The 19,686-nt window shown below is 66.0% G+C and carries 16 protein-coding genes; 3 read left to right on the top strand and 13 right to left on the bottom strand.

Features of this window, described 5'->3' with window-relative positions:
* Positions 1-67: 67 nt before the first annotated feature.
* Genes miaB through alr form a run of 6 tightly spaced genes read right to left on the bottom strand, consistent with a single transcriptional unit; the run spans position 68 to position 6,723 of the window.
* Positions 68-1,465: a tRNA (N6-isopentenyl adenosine(37)-C2)-methylthiotransferase MiaB gene (miaB, locus tag VGE27_RS03850; protein WP_331048313.1), complete on the bottom strand. Its 1,398-nt coding sequence runs from the start codon at positions 1,463-1,465 to the stop codon at positions 68-70.
* Positions 1,466-1,472: 7 nt separating this feature from the next.
* Positions 1,473-2,669: a hypothetical protein gene (locus VGE27_RS03845; protein ID WP_331048312.1), complete on the bottom strand. Its 1,197-nt coding sequence runs from the start codon at positions 2,667-2,669 to the stop codon at positions 1,473-1,475.
* Positions 2,666-3,916: a hypothetical protein gene (locus VGE27_RS03840; protein ID WP_331048311.1), complete on the bottom strand. Its 1,251-nt coding sequence runs from the start codon at positions 3,914-3,916 to the stop codon at positions 2,666-2,668. Before VGE27_RS03840 ends, VGE27_RS03845 begins: the two co-directional genes overlap by 4 nt.
* A 37-nt stretch (positions 3,917-3,953) precedes the next feature.
* A complete protein-coding gene (cdd, locus tag VGE27_RS03835) occupies positions 3,954-4,364 on the bottom strand; it encodes a cytidine deaminase (RefSeq protein WP_331048310.1) in 411 nt (136 codons plus the stop codon).
* Between the two features lie 26 nt (positions 4,365-4,390).
* A complete protein-coding gene (locus VGE27_RS03830; protein ID WP_331048309.1) occupies positions 4,391-5,566 on the bottom strand; it encodes a phosphopentomutase in 1,176 nt (391 codons plus the stop codon).
* Positions 5,563-6,723, bottom strand: a complete 1,161-nt coding sequence (gene alr, locus VGE27_RS03825) for an alanine racemase (protein ID WP_331048308.1) — start codon at positions 6,721-6,723, stop codon at positions 5,563-5,565. The genes VGE27_RS03830 and alr overlap by 4 nt, the downstream gene beginning before the upstream one ends.
* Before the next feature lie 160 nt (positions 6,724-6,883).
* On the opposite strand from alr, the gene mazG reads away from it, so the two are divergent.
* On the top strand, positions 6,884-7,708 hold the full coding sequence (gene mazG / locus VGE27_RS03820; RefSeq protein ID WP_331048307.1) for a nucleoside triphosphate pyrophosphohydrolase: 825 nt from the start codon (positions 6,884-6,886) through the stop codon (positions 7,706-7,708).
* A 12-nt stretch (positions 7,709-7,720) separates the two neighbouring features.
* Here the strand turns inward: mazG and asnS are convergent, their stop codons facing one another.
* Positions 7,721-9,022: an asparagine--tRNA ligase gene (gene asnS / locus VGE27_RS03815; protein WP_331048306.1), complete on the bottom strand. Its 1,302-nt coding sequence runs from the start codon at positions 9,020-9,022 to the stop codon at positions 7,721-7,723.
* 117 nt (positions 9,023-9,139) lie between these two features.
* Here asnS and VGE27_RS03810 point away from each other — a divergent pair, with 117 nt between their 5' ends.
* Positions 9,140-9,727, top strand: coding sequence for a hypothetical protein (locus VGE27_RS03810; protein ID WP_331048305.1), 588 nt, complete (start codon positions 9,140-9,142; stop codon positions 9,725-9,727).
* A 7-nt stretch (positions 9,728-9,734) separates the two neighbouring features.
* Positions 9,735-10,154, top strand: coding sequence for a transcriptional regulator (locus tag VGE27_RS03805; protein ID WP_331048304.1), 420 nt, complete (start codon positions 9,735-9,737; stop codon positions 10,152-10,154).
* 21 nt (positions 10,155-10,175) lie between these two features.
* On the opposite strand, the gene VGE27_RS03800 is transcribed toward VGE27_RS03805, so the two are convergent.
* The 6 genes from VGE27_RS03800 to VGE27_RS03775 form a co-directional block, all read right to left on the bottom strand.
* Positions 10,176-12,287, bottom strand: coding sequence for an ATP-binding protein (locus tag VGE27_RS03800; protein WP_331048303.1), 2,112 nt, complete (start codon positions 12,285-12,287; stop codon positions 10,176-10,178).
* Positions 12,288-12,500: 213 nt separating this feature from the next.
* Positions 12,501-14,645: an ATP-dependent DNA helicase RecG gene (gene recG / locus VGE27_RS03795; protein WP_331048302.1), complete on the bottom strand. Its 2,145-nt coding sequence runs from the start codon at positions 14,643-14,645 to the stop codon at positions 12,501-12,503.
* Positions 14,646-14,686: 41 nt separating this feature from the next.
* The gene (gene ftsY / locus VGE27_RS03790) at positions 14,687-15,616 is read right to left on the bottom strand and encodes a signal recognition particle-docking protein FtsY (RefSeq protein ID WP_331048301.1); all 930 of its coding nucleotides are present in this window, start codon (positions 15,614-15,616) and stop codon (positions 14,687-14,689) included.
* Positions 15,617-15,701: 85 nt separating this feature from the next.
* Complete coding sequence (locus VGE27_RS03785; protein WP_331048300.1) at positions 15,702-17,600, bottom strand: hypothetical protein; 1,899 nt, start codon at positions 17,598-17,600, stop codon at positions 15,702-15,704.
* Positions 17,601-17,705: 105 nt separating this feature from the next.
* The gene (locus VGE27_RS03780) at positions 17,706-18,983 is read right to left on the bottom strand and encodes a M23 family metallopeptidase (protein WP_331048299.1); all 1,278 of its coding nucleotides are present in this window, start codon (positions 18,981-18,983) and stop codon (positions 17,706-17,708) included.
* Positions 18,980-19,686 (bottom strand): cell division protein FtsZ (locus VGE27_RS03775; protein WP_414653536.1); only part of this gene is annotated, 707 nt, incomplete at its 5' end. The genes VGE27_RS03780 and VGE27_RS03775, both read right to left, overlap by 4 nt.

Genomic DNA, 19,686 nt, shown 5'->3' with positions numbered 1-19,686 from the left:
AGAATCGGGCGTCCATCATCGATGGAACGCACAGCGCATCGCGTGCGAGCGCTGCACTACACTCGCCTTATACCGCCATGGGCAGTGGCTTGCGCTCGGGCTTTCCGCCGGTCTCGGTCACCGGCGTACCCGTGAAGGTGGCGCCCGTGGTGCCACTCAACTGCACGGTGAGATAATCGCCGATCTTTCCGGCATCGGCCGGCACCATGACCGTCTTGAAGTCACGCGAACGGGCCTGCAGCAGTTCGCCGTCCTTCGCGACCTTCTCGATCAATACTTCAGTCGTGTCGCCGAGTCGCTTGAGATTGTTCTCACGCGAAATGCCACGCACCGTCTTGATGAGGCGATCGAAGCGCTCCGACACAACGCTGTCCGGAATCGTCCACTCGGCCGGCATGCGTGTAGCCGGCGTGCCTTCGCGCGGCGAGAACTTGAACATGAACGCGTCGTCGAACCGCACCTCGCGGCACAGCGACAGCGTGTCCTCGAACTCCTCGTCGGTTTCGGCCGGAAAACCGACAATGATGTCGGTGGTCAGCGCGAGTCCCGGAATGGCCGCCCGCATTCGGGCCACGCACTCGAGGTATTCCTCACGGGAATAGCGGCGCAGCATCCGCTTGAGCATGCTCGTGGAGCCACTCTGCATGGGCAGATGGATGTGCTCACACACTGTCGGCACCGTGGCCATGGCCTCGATGACGCGGTCGCTGAAGTCGTTCGGGTGGGGGCTGGTGTAGCGCACACGCCGGATGCCATCCACCGCACCCACCGCACGCAACAGGTCGGCGAAGTCGTGTGTGCCGTCGGTGTACGAATTGACCGTCTGCCCAAGGAGCACGACTTCACTGAGCCCCTGCTCCACGACCTGCCGCACTTCACGCACCACATCGTCCAACTTGCGGCTGCGTTCCGGGCCGCGCGTGAACGGCACGATGCAGTAGGTGCAACGATAGTCGCAACCGCGCTGCACCGGGATCCACGCCTTCACGCCTTCGAACCGGCGGGCGACGACGTCCTCGTAGTGTTCCTCGAGGTCGAAGTCGGTGGCCGTGAATTTCTCACCACGACGTGCGCCATCGAGCAACGCCGGCAGTGCGCGGTAGCCATCCGGCCCCACCACCAGCGACACATGCTTCGCCTGCTCGAGCACCCGCGGTCCGAGACGCTGTGCCATGCACCCCGTCACACCCACAATCGTGCCGGGCTTCATGTACCGACGGAGTTCGCCGAGGCGACCAATCACGCGCGTCTCGGCGTTCTCGCGGATGGCGCACGTGTTGACGAGAATGACGTCCGCCCCATCGGGCGCGTCCACCGGTGCATAGCCATTGGCGGCCAGCTTACCGTACATGAGCTCCGAGTCTGCCACATTCATCTGGCAGCCATAGGTCTCGATGTACACCGTCGGTTTGGTCGTCACGTCGCCTCCCGTTGCCGGGTCAGCCAACTGCTCAACTTCGGACATCTGGGCCTCAGGGACGGATCTGCAGGCCGAAGCCCAGCAGCCACGCCGATTCCTTGGCGCCGCTGTTGGCGAGCGCCCGATTGGCGCGCTGCACCGAGATATCGAACGTCGCCGCGTCGCGCGCGATCGGCAGACCGACGCCCGTGGAGAAGCGCGTCTCCTTCACTCGCTCGGCGGAGACACTGAACGGCAGTTCGTTGCGTGCGTATCCGGCGCGGAGGAAAATCGGCGAGCCACGGAATTGCGGCCCCTGCACTTCGATCCCGGCATGCAGGTTATTGGCGTCGTGCGTGGTCGACAGTCCGGTGCCCAATGCGGCCATGTTGGTCCACTTCACCTGTTCCATGCCGACGGCAAGCGTCGTGCCCGCAATGCCATCGTATCGCAGGCCGAGGCCAACACGATCCGGCACGTCGGCCGTGGTGCGCACGGAATCGCGTACGCGGGACTTGAAGGTGTTGCCCTTGCGATAGGATCCGACGGCGGCTAGGCCCTTGAGTACGCGGACCTCGCCACCCACCGACAGTGCCGTGCCAAAGTAGTTCACACGCGAGGAGTCGAGCACACTGCCGAACGAGAGCGTGTCAGCGAACTTCCGTTCACGAACGGCGACGTTCTCTCCCGTGTACAGGTGGCCACCCACGCCAATCTTGAAGCGTGAGTTGATTTGCCAGCCCACGGCGGCCCGCATGTCACCGATGGCCCCACGGATATCGAGGCGATCATTGGTGGACACCGGAACCCCTTCGATCAGCGCGGTGCCCGTGGTGAGCATGCTGTACGAACGATCGAGAAAACTCGACGCGCTGAGACCCAACGCGAATCCACGACGGAACGGGAAGAGCACCGCGATCAGCGGGATGCGCTGGATGGTGGTGCGTTCCTGGGTGCCGTTGAAGCTGAGCGAACGGTATTCGGGTTCCGTCTGCGCGCTCAGCACCATGCGCTGCAGACCACCAATGGCGGCCGGATTGCGGGGAGAGAGCGCGTCGAAGTCGGCAAAGGCATCGGCCGTGCCGGCCGTTCGAACGCTGACTCCACCCACGGGATATCCGAAGCCCAGACTGCCCAACGACCCCTGGGCGGCAAGTGGCGTCGCACTCAGGCAGAACACGGCAGCGACGGTCGTGGCAGCAGCACCGGCAGAAAAACCACTGGCTTCGGCGCTGCGCATGCGGACGCGGTGCATGAAAGAAGGCATCATGGCAGGGCGAAGTCCGCGCGCGGGAGGTAGGTGATGCGCAGACGCGGACGCAGCGATGACTGCGTTGCCTTGCTGCTGAAGAACCGGAGTTCGGACGGCTGGGCGCCCTCACGATTGATACGGAATGCCAGTGCGCGCGGCACGTCAGTCGGCAGCAAGGCCCACGAACGCGCGAGCGTCAGCACGTTGATGGCCTTGAGCCCGCTGTCCCTCGGCACCAGTCGCGTCGTGTCGATAGAAGCGAACATACCGTCGGCAGAGAGGTCGAGGATGCGGCGCATGTCGACCACCGCGCCCGTTGTCGTGGGCACCAACGCCACGATCGCCACCGAGTCGGCGGCATTGGCAAAGGTGCTTCGGCGCTGGGTCAGCAACAACTCGGCGCGCACGATGGTGCTGGAGTCCGTGATGCGACGCGGCACGGCAAATCGCAGGTAGCTGCGATACGCGGGATACCCACCCACCACCAGCGCATCCGGTCCTGCCGCTGGTGAGCCCTTGTCCACGATCGTGTAGACCTGGTATGCCAGATTGACGTCGACCGTGGCGTTGGCGATCGATGTGTTCGTGGCTACGGTGATCGGCGAATACGTGGTGTCCGTAGACGCGTCGTAGCGCAGCGTGGGCGCCCCGGTGCTGAACGTGAATGCGACCAGACGCAACTGTCCGGCGCCGCCGGAGAGCCGCAGGCCCACGCGCAGCGGTTTCTTGCCAGCGATCTTCTGCTGCACCACCGTGCGACTGATCGGCACCCGCAGCGTGTCGCTGGTCAGGCTCGGGATGACGGTGATGGAGCCGATGCGGCGGTCGGCGCGGAACAGCGAGGAGACCACCGCTGTCACCGAGTCACTGGCCGTCGTGTCCACATCGAACACTTCGAGCGTCACCGGTGCGGTCCCGCGGCGCCCGGTGGTGTCGAGCGGCAGCCTCAGATACACCGAGTCGACCGTAGTAATCGAATCGAGGGCGCCGGTGCCATTCGGGTAGAACGACGTGGCCAGCACATCGAAGCGCAGTACGCCGCGCGTCACCACCGTGTCGGGCCGGTTCGCCAGCAGCATCAGCGTCGACAACCCAAGCGTGGGGAAGCCGCTGACAGACGTATCCTGCACCACGGCCTCGAAGGTCGTGTCGCGGAACTCCTGCGAAGGCGACGGGCACAGCGCCGGACATGCGGCACCACCGTCGAGTGATTCACCGCATGCCGCCGCAGAGAGTACCACGGCGCAGAGGGTGAGCAACAACATGGGGCCGCGCCACTGCGGGGCCCTCCAACGACCGCCCTCAAACATTCTCGAGCGAAGCAGGCGTGAACGGCGCTGGCAACAACTCCGCCAGCGACCAACGAGCCGTGCGCCCATCGGGCGCGACGGCGAAGACTTCCAGCGCTGGGGCGAATTCCACCAGTGCCTGACGACAGATGCCGCAGGGCGGCGTCGGATCCTGCTGTTGCGATGTGATCACCACGCGCACAAACCGGCGTGCGCCCGCTGCGATGGCCGTCCCCAGCGCCACCCGTTCCGCACACGTGCCCGCCGGATACGACGCGTTCTCCACGTTGCATCCCGCAAACACACGACCGTCTTCCGTCTCGAGTGCCGCGCCAACCGGAAAGTGCGAGTACGGCGCCCACGCATGTGCACGGGCCGCATCCGCCGCCGCGCGCAGATGTGCATGCACCGACGGCAACGTCATGTCCTTCGAAGAAGGCAGTGACGCCATCACGCGTGCAGCAGTTCCGGCAGGAACGACGTGCCGCGTCCGCGCCACTCGAGTCCGAACCAATGCGCCACGGAAGCCCCGAGATCCGAGAACGTATCCCGCACGCCCAACGAGCCACCACGCACGTGCGCCCCCGCCACCAACAACGGCACACGCTCGCGCGCATGGTCCGTGGACGGTGTCGTGGGATCGTTGCCGTGATCGGCGGTGATGAACAGCAGGTCGTCCTCCTTCAGGGCAGCAAGCAACAAAGGGAGCGCACGATCGAACGCCTCGAGCGCCCCCCGAAAGCCCGGCACATCGTTGCGATGGCCGAACAGCTGGTCGAAATCTACCAGATTGGCGAAGCAGAACCCATGTGGCGTGTTTTCCAGCCACGATTGGATCGCCGCGACCCCCTCGGCGTTGTCGCTGGTGTGCTGCGCGGTGATCCCCCTCCCCGCGAACAGGTCGTCAACCTTGCCGACCCCGTGGCGTGGAATGCCTGCCTGCTCCAACACGTCAAGCAGCGTTTCCCCCGGTGGCGCGATCGAGAAATCACGGCGGTTCGGCGTGCGGCGCCACTGACCGGCCTCTCCCACGAACGGACGGGCAATCACCCGGGACACGTCGTGCGGTGCCACCAGCAGTTCGCGCGCAATCTCGCAGGCCCGATACAGCTCCCCGAGCGGAATCCATTCCTCGTGGGCCGCCACCTGAAAAACGGAGTCGGCCGACGTGTACACGATCCACGACCCAGTGCGCCGCTGCTCTTCGGCAAAATCAGCAATGACCGCCGTGCCGCTGGCCACCGTATTGGCGATCACCCCACGGCCGGTGGCTCTGCTGAAGGCCTCCAGCACCTCAGGCGGGAATCCATGCGGATACGTGGGGAACGGCGTGGCCAGATGCAGGCCCGCGATCTCCCAATGCCCCGTTGTGGAATCCTTGCCGGCCGAGCGCGGCAGCATGACCCCGTAGGCACCAATGGGATGCTCGACGGGCACGAGACCCGGCACGACGGTCGCGTTGGCGATGCCAAGTCGTTGCAGATTAGGAACTTCGAGCCCGCCGGCGATTTTCGCGACGTTGCCCAGGGTATCGCTGCCGAGGTCGCCATAGGCGGCCGTGTCGGGAGCTTCCCCGCACCCCACCCCGTCCAGCACGATCACCAGCGCGCGACGCTCAGCGTTCAAGACGTACCTCTTGAGGAAGAATCCAAGACATCGTGGTGGATTGCTGGAACTCGCATTCGCAGTCCCACCAACAGCTCGTACGGAGACACGCCAGCCCGCTCTGCCACCGACTCGGCGGTCAACATCTGCTCGCCGTCCCCGCCCACCATCGTGGCGACGTCGCCGGGCTCACAGCCAAGCCCCGTAACGTCCACCATGGTCATGTCCATCGTCACCCGTCCGACGACCGGACATCGGGTGCCGTGGATAAGTACCTCGCCGACGTTGGAAAGATGCCGACGATATCCATCAGCGTAGCCCGCTGAGAGCGTAGCCACGCGGTGAGTACCCGGCGCGGTCCAGGTGGCACCGTAGCTCACCGACTCACCGGGCTGTACGTCGCGCACGTCGATCACGCGAGCCCGGAGGTGCGCCACCTGCCGGAGCCCAAGCTCGGCGGTGAACATGCCGGCGTACAAGGCGATGCCGGGTCGGGCCAGATGACCCGGCGACCCCACCGTGCGGCTGACGATGCCCCCGCTGTTGTCCCGGTGTTCGATCACCTGCGCGGGCAGCACATCCCGCAGCAGGGCCAGCGCGCCATCGAAGCGCTCATCCTGCTGATCGCGTGAGGGCAGCGATTCGTCGGCCGAATGGAAGTGCGTGAATACGCCTTCCGGTGGTACCGCCTGAATGGCCTCGCGCAGCGCGGCCACGGTGTCCCAGCGCGCACCCGCGCGGGCCATGCCCGTGTCGATGGAGAGGTGATACGGCGCTGCAGCAGTGCCGGCATCGGAGAGCGACCGCCATGCCGCGATATCTTCTGCGCGATGCAACGCGGGTCGCACAGACAGAGAGTGGGCACGCGGCAGTTCCCGAGCCAGCAGGGGCGTAGCACAGAGAATACGGCCGGCACAGCCCGCAGCACGCAACGACTCCGCTTCGTCGAGCGAAGCGATCCCCACGCCCCAGGGCGCTTCAACCTCCGGCCGCACCGTTGGCGTATCGCCCTCAAACGGGACGCCCAGTGCCCGGCACACGCCGATGGCGCCCAGTCCGTAGCTGTCAGCCTTTACCATGGGCAGCAGGGGGACGCGCGCATGTCGCTGCAGCACCGACAGGTTGTGCCGAAGCGCGCTCCCATCCACGTCGAGCCACGCTCGGTCCTGGCGAGTCATGCCCAATGGTAAACGTACTGGCAGAGGGGGGCCACTCTCCGGCCCCTCGAAGAACTCGCCTCACGACTCCAGTACTACTCCTGTGTGGCCACGCGGGAGACTAGTCTACGGAATGCACCCAGCGTCTCGCGGGGTGCGCGTCACCTCCTGTCCGACTCCCGTGAGCGACGACCACGCCTCAGCCGCTGACAGCGCGGCGCATGCATCGCCCCCAGCCCCGGCCCCCCGCTCTCTCGACGACGCGCTCGCGCTCATGCGTGATTTGCGCGCGCGGTGTGACTGGGACCGCGTGCAAACGCACGCTTCGCTGCGTCCCTATCTCATCGAAGAAGCGCACGAGGTGGACGACGCGATCGCTCAGGGCGATGACGCGGTGCTGCGCGATGAACTGGGCGACCTGTTCCTGCAGGTGCTGTTTCACAGCGTGGTGGCCGAGGAGCGTGGAGCGTTTGGCATGCAGGATGTGGCCGGGGCACTCATCGCGAAGATGCATGCGCGCCATCCGCACCTGTACGGCGACGGCGTGAAGCGTTCGTGGGAATCGATGAAGGCCGCCAAGACCAAGCGCTCCACGCTGGAGGACGGTCTGCCCGCAGGCCTACCGTCGTTGCACCGCGCGCATCGTCTGCAGGATCGTGCGGCGGGTGTGGGTTTTGATTGGCCGGACGCGCTTGGACCACTCGCCAAGGTGCGCGAGGAGATGGACGAAGTGGCAAGCCTGATCGATCCCGCCACCGGCGCCGTGGGTGATCAGGACGCGCTGGAAGCGGAGCTGGGCGACTTGCTGTTTGCAGTGGTGAACCTGTGCCGCAAGACCGGCGTGCACGGCTCGCTCGCGCTTGATCGCACCAATGCCAAGTTCGTGCGCCGTTACGCGACGATGGAGCGTCTTGCCCAGGCCGATGGCAAGACGCTCAGCACCCTCACGCTCGACGAGCAGGACCACTATTGGGACGCGGTCAAGGCCGAAGAGCGTGCGGGCTGAACTCACGCGACATCACGGCGTGAGGCGGCCCATCATGCGCGGGAACGGGATGCACTCGCGGATGTGTTCGATGCCGCAGATCCACGCAATGGTACGCTCGAGACCCAGACCAAAGCCCGAGTGCGTGAACGTGCCATAGCGGCGCAGGTCGAGGTACCAGCCATACGCTTCGACCGGCAGACCTTCGTGCGTGAGGCGGGCGAGGATTTTTTCGTAGTCGTCCTCACGCTGTGAACCACCGATGATTTCACCGCGACCTTCCGGTGCGAGCAGATCGGCACAGCGCACCGTGCGCGGATCGGCCGGGTTCTCCTTCATGTAGAAGGCCTTGGCTTCCTTCGGATAGTTCACCACGAACACCGGGCGCTGGTGCTCGTCCACGATGAGGGCTTCGTCGGGGGCGCCGAGATCATCGCCCCACTTGATATCACTGCCCTTGCTCTGCGCAAAGGCCACGGCATCGGTGTAGTCGAGACGCAGGAACGGCTGCGAGACACAATCGAGCTTGCTCGTATCGCGCTCGAGCACCTTGAGTTCTTCCTGGCGACGTTCCAGCACACGCTCCACGAGGTAGCGAACAAATTCCTCCTGGAGATCCATGTTGTCGTCCTGGTCGTACCACGCCATCTCCGGTTCGATCATCCAGAACTCGGTGAGATGCCGGCGCGTCTTGCTCTTCTCGGCCCGGAACGTGGGGCCGAACGTGTAGATGCGACCCATGGCCGCCGCGAGTGCTTCGCCATACAGCTGGCCCGTCTGCGCCAGGTATGCCGTGCCTTCGTCGAAGTACTCGGTACCGAACAGGCCCGCGCGTTCGCCAATGGCCGCCGTGAGAATCGGCGTGTCGCAGCGTACGAAGTCGCGCGTATAGAAGAAGTCGTGCACCGCCTGCTCGAGTTCATGCCGCACGCGCATGATGGCCACCTGGCGCTGGCTGCGCAGCCAGAATGTGCGGTTGTCGAGCAGGAAGTCGACGCCGTGCTCCTTGGGCTGGATGGGATAGTCGAGTGGGCTCGCCCCAATGAGTTCGAGCTGCTTGACGCCCATCTCAAAACCGCCCGGCGCACGGGCATCGGCGCGCACCTCGCCGGTGAGCGCCACGCTGCACTCCTGCGACAGATGCCCGAACGCCTCCCACGCCGTTTCCGGGACTTCGGCCTTCACGACCACCGCCTGCATGATGCCCGTGCCGTCGCGCACCACCGCGAACCCCAGCTTCCCCTTGGATCGCAGGTGGGTGATCCAAGCGCGAACGGTGACGGTCTGGCCGACATGATGCTGCAGGTCGGCGATCCGGGTGGAATCGAGTCGCATGAGACGTGGGTGGGAGGACGAAGAGGGTGGCAAGCTACGGACGGCACCGGGACACTTCAACACGCCTTTGCACTACAAAGGACTTGACCCGTCAACTCCGCCCGCTGACATTTCGACATGTCTTCGGTTTCCTCGATCGGCAATCGCGCCGCTGATGATCTGGCCTATGTGCGGCAGGTCCTCGACCGGTCGGAGAATTTCTCGGCAGTGCCGGGACTGGGCGGCATCGGGATGGGAACGGTCGCCCTCGGAGCCGCCTGGTTCGCCCGTGTCCAACCCGGCATCGATCGGTGGATGATGGTCTGGGTTGGTGCCGCGGTGGTGGCCTGCGCCATTGGGGCCGTGGCGGTGGTGCGCAAGGCGCGACGACGTGGACAGCCGCTCGACAGCGGCGCGGCCAAGCGGTTCAGCCGCGGACTGCTCCCACCGCTGCTGCTCGGCCTCGTGCTCACCGTGGCGGCATGGCAGGCCACCAGCTGGACGCTGCTCGTGCCGATCTGGCTCGGCTGCTACGGTGTGGGCGTGCTCGCGGCGGGCGCGGTGTCCACCGCCAGTGTGGTGCCACGCTTCGGGATGTCGTTGCTGGTCTGTGCGGCCATCGCCGCGGTGCTGCCGCAGCCGTGGCAGGACGTGATGATGGCGATCGGTTTTGGCGTGGGGCACCTGATCACCGGCGAGATCGTGCGTCGCCGGTACGGAGGTTGATAGACACATGGGCGCTCGTGCCAATCGCAAGCTTGCCCGCCCGGGCAGCGACGACGCAAACGAACAACGTTCCACTCCGGAACCGGTTCGTGCGCCGACGTTGCAGGCGATCGATGGAGAGATGGTAGGCCAGATCCCCGCCCTCGATGGGCTCATTCATGAGCGGGCGCGTCTCGCGATCGTCACCGCGCTGGCGAGCGGGGAATCGCGCACGCACACCGAGTTGCGCGACCTGCTGCAGCTCACCGACGGCAATCTCAGCGTGCATGCCCGCAAGCTCGAAGATGCCGGCTATCTCGTGTGCACCAAAGAGTTCGCGGGTCGTACACCGCGCACGTCGTATCGCCTCACGGCCGACGGCCGACAGGCGTTTGACCGGTATCTCGAACACCTCGAACAACTCGTCACGACCATGCGCCGCCTCTGAGGGGCGCGGACGACCACCAGGTCAGGCGCGTGGCACCAGTACGTTGCGCACGCGGGCGACCAGCGCCTCGGGCGTGAAGGGTTTGCCGATGAACGCATGCTCCTCGTCATCCGGCAGCTCTTCACCGGCCTGATAGCCGGACATGAACAACACCGGCAGCGGCCAGCCGCGTTCGGCAATGACTTCTGCCAGTTCGCGCCCTCCCATTCGCGGCATCACCACATCGGTGAGCACGAGATCCGGCGTGAAGCCTGTCGCGAGTTGCTCGAGGGCATCGGCACCGTCCTGTGCCACGCGCACCTGATAACCCTTCCGGCGCAGAATCTCCGACACGAGACGGCGCAGGCCGGCTTCGTCTTCTACGACCAGCACCATCTCGCCATCGGCGCGCGCCGCCACCGGCGCAGGTTCGGCTACGTCTTCAAAGGTGTGCGCAAGTCGGGGCAGCACGAGCGTGACGGTGGTACCGCGACCCTCCACGCTTTCGCAGAACACATGTCCGCCCGCCTGCGTGATGATACCGTGCACCGTGCTCAAGCCAAGTCCCGTACCGTCGCCGAGTTGCTTGGTGGTGAAGAATGGCTCCCACATGCGCGCCACGATGTCCGGCGTCATCCCCATGCCATTGTCCTGCACGGACAGCATGACCCACTGCCCGGCCGGGAGGCCGGCGAACGGCGCATCGCTGGCGCTCTCGATATCGAGCGCGCGCGTGGTGACGCGGATGGTGCCGCCGTAGGGCAGCGCGTCGCGGGCATTCACCACGAGGTTCACCACCACCTGCGCCAGTTGCCCACTGTCGGCCATGACAGGCAGCGGCTGCTCGGCCGCCTCCGTGACCAACGTGACCTGTTCGCCGATGAGACGACGCAGCATGCGCTGAATGTCGTGCACCGTGCCATTCAGGTTCACGCGTGATGGTGTGATGGTCTGCCGTCGGCTGAAGGTGAGCAACTGTGCGGTGAGCAGCGACGCACGATCGGCGGCCTTGAGGATCTCAGTGAGGTCCTGACGCAGCTCGGTGAGACGATCGGATTCCGCCGAACCCGCCAGCGCGTTCTGCAGCGCCACCACCTGCTGTTCGGACAACTGCGTAAAGCCCACGATGGCTGTGAGCAGGTTGTTGAAGTCGTGCGCAATACCACCAGCCAGCGTGCCAACCGCTTCCATCTTCTGCGAGTGCAGCAGGCGTTCCTCGAGCTGCAGGCGCTCTTCGCCCTCGCGACGCAGGTCGTCATTGGCGCGCGCCAGCTCACGGGTGCGCCCGGCCACGGCCTCGCGCAGCAACTCCTGCCGACCCACCACGCCAAACGCGAGCGATGTCAGCAGCACGATGATGAGCGCCGTCGCGGCCCGTGTAGGGCGCAGGTCGGCGGCCACCGCATTGGCCCACCCATCCGCTGGTGAAGCCAGCACCGTCCAATCACCGTCACCAATACGGACCGGTGTCATCGTCGGCTCGGTCACGTCGGAGACATCGCCGCGCAGCTCGTGTCCGCGCCGGTCAAGCAGGACGGTGTGCACCGTGGCGGGCACCGCGGCACCATCAGCCTCCTCGAACAGCGGGCCGAGGTCGAGCACCATGGTGACGAGATCAGGAAAGCCGGCGCGCACGTTGGACACACGCTGCCGCAGTATGAGCCCCACCCCGCCCTGCAGCAGCGCGAGCGGCCCACTGATCACCATGTGGTCGGAATCCATGGCGCGCCGCACATCGTCGCGGATCTCGGCGCGCGGGTCGCTGAGCAGGTTGTAGCCGAGCAATCGTGAGGAATCTGCGCTCGGGAACGTAGCCGCAATGCGACCGCCACGATTGAGCTGCAGCGCGCGCAGCCCGGGGGCCGCCGCGCGTAGTCCTTCGGCAATGGTGGGAAATGCAGCGTGCATCGACGACACGGTCGGCTGGGCGTCGACAAAAGCCACCAGACCGGCCAATCGACCCACATGGCGGTTGAACACGCCTTCGATGGCCACAGCGTACGGGGCCACGTACGAACGCACGCGCTCACGTTCCCGCTCGACCAGTGATTCGCTGTACCAGCGATCGAATGCCACGCCAAGCAGCAACGCGCCGACAAATGTCAGCAGCGCCGCAATGATTGATCGCCTGCGTAGTCTGGACGGACCGGGCACGACCCCTCGATCGCGGAATGCGCCTGTAAGCCTGTCTCCGAGAGCGAGCGTCTTCGCACGACTCAATCGGTACGCCAGGCATCTCCTGAAAACTTTGGATCCGCTGGGCTTTCCCCAGAACTCGATGTGAGCCCGCAAATTTCGCGCGCTCCACACCAGTCCGCCATGCTCGGCCTCCAGGAAAAGGACGATTGGTGGGGGAAAAAGTCTTGCCTAGCCCACCCGGAAGAGGTCGAGGGCCCGGGCATATCCCACCGTGAGCAGCTGTTTGAGCCCGGCATGGGCCGGCCGTTCGAGCTCCGGGTCTTCCTCGAGCAAGCGATCGGCCACCAAGCGGGCCGTGTCGTGTAGTGCCTCGTCGCGCAGCAGGTCGGCCACCTTGAATGCCGGGTCGCCGTGCTGCCTGGCGCCGAACAGGTCGCCCATGCCTCGCAATCGGAGGTCGGCCCGCGCGATCTCGAAGCCGTCTTCGGTGGAGGCGAACAGCTCGAGACGTTCGGCAGCCTCACCTCCCACATCGCCCAGCAGGATGCAATAGGAGCGGGCCTGACCACGTCCCACCCGCCCCCGGAGCTGGTGGAGCTGCGAAAGCCCGAACCGTTCCGGGTGCTCGATGATCATCACGCTGGCGTTGGGCACGTCGATCCCCACCTCGATCACCGTGGTGGACACCAGGGCGTGAATGTCCCCGTCCCGGAAGCGCCGCATGATGGCATCCCGTTCCTCGGCGGGAATGCGTCCATGCAACAATGCCACCTCGCGCCCGGCGAGCGGACCAGCGGTGAGCGCCTCGAACATCGTCGTCGCCGCCTTGAGGTCGATCTTCTCGCTGGTCTCAATGAGCGGGTACACGATGTACAGCTGGTGCCCGGCATCGAGTTCACTGGCGGCGAACGCAAACACCTTGTCGCGTGCAGATTCCTTGCGCACAACGGTGGTGATGGGCTGCCGTCCCGGTGGACGCTCGTCGAGCACACTCACATCAAGATCGCCGTGCAGTGTGAGGGCCAGCGACCGCGGAATAGGTGTGGCCGTCATGAGCAGCACATCGGTGCCGGCGCCCTTGTCGCCGAGCACCGCGCGCTGCTCGACACCGAAGCGATGCTGCTCGTCGATGATGCAGAGCCCGAGATTTCCGAACGTCACGTCCGACTGCAGCAACGCATGGGTGCCCACCACGAGTGTGGGCTCAGGGCCGGCAATCGTGGCGAGTGCCTGGCGCCGATCGGCGGCCGACAGCCGGCCTGTGAGCAATACCGGTGTGATGCCCAGTGGCGCAAGCAACGTGGTCATGCCACGCACATGCTGTTCGGCGAGCAGTTCGGTGGGCGCCATGAGTGCAGCCTGCGCGCCGTTCTCCATCGCGATGAGTGCGGCGAACAGTGCGACGACTGTTTTGCCGGCGCCCACATCGCCCTGCAGCAGGCGATGCATGCGCCAGGGGCTGCCCATGTCCGTGGCGATCTCGCGCACGGCGCGCACCTGCGCGTTGGTGAGCGCGTACGGCAGTTGCTCACGCAAGCGCGTGGTGAGCGTGCGGCGGCTACGCAGCACACGTCCCGTGCGCGCTTCGCGTGCCAGCAGGTGCGCGCGTCGATGCAGGACCTGCACACACAGCAGCTCCTCGAAGGCGAGCCGCGCGCGTCCCTGCTCTGCTTCGGCCACCGAAGCGGGGCGATGCACCATGCGCAGCGCCTCGCGCAGCGGTGGCACGTCGGCTTCGCGCAGCACGTCGGCGGGCAACGGCTCCTGCACCAGCGGCAGCAGCGCGTCGAGGTGTTGATGCACCAGCGTGCGCAACATGCGCACCGAGAGCCCTTCAGTGGCCGGATAGATGGCCAGCACCCGTCCGCCGCCGGTGCCTTCCTCGTCGGGTCCGAGGTTCACGAACTCGCGCGGCTGCAGACGACGACCGTGGTAGAACCGCACCGGACCCGTGCACAGCAGCCAGTCGCCCTTGTTGATCGTGCGATCGAGGAACGGTTGGCCGGGCCAGGCGATTTCGATCAGCCCACTGCTGTCCTGGATGACCACCTGGAAGACACGCAGTCCTTTCCGTGTGGGCAGCACGCCCTTGGCGATGACCTGACCCAACACCGTGACATCGGCCCCGACTGCGGCATCGTTGATGGGCGTGACGGTGGACGCGTCTTCGTAGCGGTGCGGCACATGGCGCAGCAGATCGCCGGCCACGGTGATGCCAAGACGCGCGAGCGTGAGCGCCCGCGCCGGCCCTACGCCCTTGAGGTAGGTGACCGGTGTTTCGAGAGTGAGCTGTGGAGGGCGGCGTGACGGCGTACGGGAGGGATCCCGAAACGGCGCGCGCCGATCACCACCACGTCCGGAGGCGTCGGTCATTTATCCGATGACCAGGACCACACGCGCACGATATCCCCCGCTCAGGCTTCGACCAGCTCCCTGGCGTACACGTCGGCATCGAACGGTTCGAGATCACCCACCTGCTCGCCGACGCCCACGAACTTGATGGGCACATTGAGCGCCTCGTGCACAGCCACCACGATACCGCCCTTGGCGGTGCCATCGAGCTTGGTGACCACCACACCCGACACGGGCACCGCGCTGGAGAACGTACGGGCCTGTGACAACGCGTTCTGACCGATGGTGCCGTCGAGCACGAGCAGGATTTCGTGCGGCGCTTCTGGCAGGCGCTTGCCGATGACACGATGAATCTTGCGCAGCTCTGTCATCAGGTCGTCACTCGTGTGCAGTCTTCCGGCCGTGTCGACGATGACGAGGTCCATGTTGCGGGCGATACCGGCATCCACGGCGTCGAAAGCAACCGCCGCGGGATCTGAGCCAGGCTTGCCGCCAACGAACTCGGCACCCGATCGCTCGGCCCATACACGAAGCTGATCGATCGCACCGGCGCGGAACGTATCGGCAGCACCCACCAGCACACGCTTGCCCTGTGCGCGGTACTGCGCAGCCAGCTTGCCAATGAACGTGGTCTTGCCGGCGCCGTTCACGCCGATCACCAGCAATACCGTCGGTCCCGTGGCGGCCACCGCCATGGCGGGATCGGCATTGCCGGTCCGCAGCGCGTTGGCCACCCCATCGGCAAGAGCCTGACGGAACTGTGCCTCGGTCTTCACTTCGCCACGCTTGTGCAACCGTTCGACTTCGGCCACCAGCGCGAGCGATGTGGGCACGCCAAAATCCGACTCGATGAGCAGCGTTTCCAGCGCCTCGAGCGACCCCTCGTCGACACCCTTGAACAGCACCGTGACGTCGGTGCGCACGATGTCCTTGACGCGCTGCCAGAGCGAGCGCTTCGGGACATCATCTTTACGGCGAAAAAGTCGCGACATTGGGAAATGCGGTGGTGGGGTTCGGGGGTGCGGGTTTGGAGAATGCCACTGGCCTCAAGCCGGCAGCCCGTGTCCCGGTACTGATCTATCGCTGGCCAGCGGCGCGACGACCGATCCACTCGCCGCACAGGAGCAGCAGCGCGAGCAGGAACGGCCAGCCAGCATCGACAAGGCGCGGAGCGGTGGAGTTGGAGGCACTGCGTGTGGCATTGCCCGCGGACACGGTGGGCGCTCGAGGCACCCATTCGCGTGACGCGTTCACGACCAGAACGCTGCTGCCACCCGCCGTACGCACATCGTACACACCGGCGGGCAATGGTGCCGACGCGATATCGAAGCTGCGCGACGGAAAGGTGAGGGTGAGGGAATCCGTGGTGGCATCGGCCGACGGGGCGGCGCCGCGCTTTGTGATGGCGACAGCGACCAGCGTATCGGCCCCACCACGTCGCCAGAGCACCGGCTCGCCGGCTCGTGTCAGACCGGCCACCGGCCGCGCCGCGCGTACGTCGCCACGACCTGCAGCCACCCAATCAAAGATCGCGCCCCACAGCGCCGTGAAAGCCTCGCGGGTCCGTCCACCACGCAATGCCCATCCTGCATAGCCGGAGCCGGAGATGATCACGGCGCGCGTGCCACGTTCCTCACGCGCCGCGATAGCCGGCACGGGGTCACCACGCTTTCCCAGCCGCGCCGTGAGCACCGCCGTGGAGGTGGTTGAACCGGCAGGTACCGCCGGACCGGCCAGCGTCACCGGCGGAAGAGAATCGAACGGCAACGAGGTGAGCGCCGACATCAACGGTGACGCCGGCGCCGACGTGGCGTACCACTCCGGTGTGCGCGTCAGTTCACCGGCACGGGCGATCGTCGTTGGCGGCGCCGGGACCCACAGCGCTCGCGCAACAGCCGAGGTGCGTGGTCCAAGCCAGCTCGTATCCCCATGCACGACCAACATGCCGGCGGCAGCGGCCCGATCACGTACTTCACTCTCGCTGATCGGTGTGAGTGAGCCTTCCACGCGCCACACATTGGGTGCGACACGGAGGTACGCACGCGTTGGCACATCGAGCGAACCACGCAGCACGGTCAGCGCTTCACGCACATCGATGTCCGGCGCGGTGGAGAGAAACACGGCCGTGGGACGGTCGCCGACATCGATCGCCACCGTGAGCGTGTCATTGCGTGCTTCCGCATCGGCCGCGACACGCACCACCGACTGTAGCAATGCAATGCGCGCGCCGCGCGGCATCGTCACGGCGGCGGTCACGCGGGTGCTGGCGAAGGGCGCGAGCGCCGGCACCGGCACACTCGCCACTTCCGCACCGTCCAGCAGTACAGCCAGTGTACCGTCGGGCGTCGCCACACCACCGGCCACCAGCGTAGCCGCCACAGAGATGGTATCAGCCGCCGTCGCGGTGGAAGGCGCGGTGAGATCTGCCACCGCGACATCACGATGCGGCGTGCCGCTGTTCATCGTGACCACACGCGATCCGGCCGGCGATTCGGCCAGCACGTCGGCGTCGTCGAGTTCACCGTCCGTCACGAGCACCAGCGAACGTCCCATCGAGGCCGCACGATCGACCGCTGCACGTGCGCGCGACGCGACGTCGTTGGGGAACCAGCGGCCGATATCGTCGTGCGTGCCTTCACGCAACGAATCACCGATGAACACCAGCGGAGCGTCCGCTCCAACGGAAGGGATCACGCTGTCCGTCAGACGCGTGCGCCACGCACGAACGGCCGTGCTCTCATCTCCTGCCGCACGCCGCCACGACGCAGAGGCATCGATGGCCAGCAATGCCGGCAAGGGCTTTGCGCGCCCCGATGGCGCGCCAACGAGCAACGCCGCGACGATGGTCACGGCCAGTCCGCGCAATGCGGCCAGCCCCCACCGTCCGGTAAGCGACGAAACGCCGCCCTGGCCGCGCCCATAGGCGAGCCAGGCGGCCAGAAGGCCCAACGCGATGGCGATGATCCAGCGAATCACGCAGGTAAACTCACGAAGCGGACGGTCAGAAAAAAGGGGACGGGGCGAGAGTCGAACAGCGCTCCCGCCCCGTCATGCATCTACGTCTACCCGGTCAGGTAACGTTCAGTCGCCAGCGCCCCGCACGCCCTCGCCACGCATGGCGAGGGTCGGCTGTCCGGCATCAAGCTGCGCAAAGAGGCGCGCCTTGAGTGCGGCGAACTCGGCACGCTGCGCGGCGGCCAATGGTTCGCCGGTGACATTGCGCAGCGCCACACGCGGGTCGCGGTGCTTGCCGCCCACGAGGACTTCGAAATGCAGGTGCGGTGCAGTCGCGAGACCCGTGGCACCGACAAAGCCGATGGTGCGCGAAATGGCCACGCTGGTTCCCGCCTTGATCCCTGCGGCAAAGCCCTTCAGGTGTCCGTAGCGCGTCACGTACCCGTTGGTATGACGAATCTCGATGACGCGGCCATAACCACCCTTCCAGCCAGCGAAGATGACACGGCCATCACCCAGCGCGCGCACTGGCGTGCCCGCGGCCGCAGCGTAGTCGGTGCCCTGATGGGCACGGGTCACGCCGAGGATGGGGTGGCGACGCAGGCCAAACACGCTGGAGATGCGGCGGAAGGCGAGCGGTGCACGCAGGAACGCGGCGCGCATGGACTTGCCTTCCCCATCGAAGTACGACGCCCGTGTGCCCTGTGCAAAACGCATCGTTTCGACGGAGCGACCATCCACCTTGAGCCGCGCGGCGATGATGTTGCCCGGACGGACCATCCCATTGGGTGCCACCTGACGCTCGACCAGCACCCGTACCGAGTCGCCCTTTTGCAGGTCGCGGCTCAGGTCCACGCGGTACTCGAGAATGTCGGCGAGGGCGTAGGCCAGCTCGGTGCGCACGCGCTCCGGGAAGGCGTCGGCACCGGCCGCAATAGCCGCCGTGAGGGTGGAGTTGACCACCCCACCCACCACCACGGTATCGGTGGTCCAAGGAAGCAGCTCTTCCTTCTCGACCCAGTCACTGGCTCCAACGCTGGCACGCGTCAGGCGGACAATGCGGTCGATGGCGAGCTGGAAGATGATCTCGGACGTGCCCGAATCGGGTTCGACGCGCGTCGTGATCTGGGTGCCGGCGCGGATGCGCCGGGAATCGATGGCGGAAGCGGCGCGCAACGCGTCTGCGGCTTCCAGGGGGGTGACGCCGGCGCGCTGGAGCGCGACCGAAAGCGGCTCACCCTTGCGCACCGTATCGACGGTGGTGCGCCAACGAGAGGAGACACGAGGCCCCGAGGCCAGAACTTCAGCCGCGGGGCGTTCTTCAACTGGACGACCCAGTGCGATGACCGCCGCTCCGATCCCCAAACATCCAGCGGCAACGAGCAGCGTTCGCGTGACGGTCAATCCATCTGTCTCCGTATGAACGTCGGGATTTCCATGTCGTCGAGTTCAGCACTGGACGACGCGGCCGGCGGTTGGACGCGGGGTGGACGGGGTGGGGCTCCTTCCCAGGCCGGTCGTGCCGGTGGGGCCGGAGGCCGCACGGGAGCGGGACGCTCACGAGCGGGAAACGGCAACACCGACGGTGCCTTGGCTGCAGCCGCCGGGAAGGAAGATGCAGCCGCCGTCACACCAGCGGAAGGGGCAAAACCACCCTGGGACGAGGTGGTGCCGGTGGTGTGACTTCCCTGCACGTAGCGATCAAAACCGGTCGCAATGACCGTCACCCGGATCTCACCCATCATGGCCGGCTCGTGGACGGCGCCGAAGATGATTTCGGCGTCGTCACCCACGGCGTCGTGCACGATGTCGTTGATCTGGTGCACTTCGCCGAGCGTGAGGTCTTCGCCGCCAGTGATGTTCACCAGCACACCCGTGGCGCCGGAGATGGACACGTTGTCGAGCAGCGGCGAGGCGATGGCCTGCTGCGCAGCTTCGCTGGCGCGATTCTCCCCGCGGCCGATGCCGGTGCCCATGAGTGCCGAGCCGCCGTTCTGCATGACCGTGCGGACGTCGGCAAAGTCGACGTTCACCATACCGGTCTCGCTGATCAGCACCGAGATGCCCTGCGTGGCGTGCAGCAGGACTTCGTCGGCCTTCTTGAGCG

It is taken from the genome of Gemmatimonas sp. (genome assembly GCF_036405635.1).
Classification (GTDB): domain Bacteria; phylum Gemmatimonadota; class Gemmatimonadetes; order Gemmatimonadales; family Gemmatimonadaceae; genus Gemmatimonas.
The sequence above is the reverse complement of the archived record's forward strand: the minus strand, read 5'-3'. Positions and strand labels throughout refer to the sequence as shown.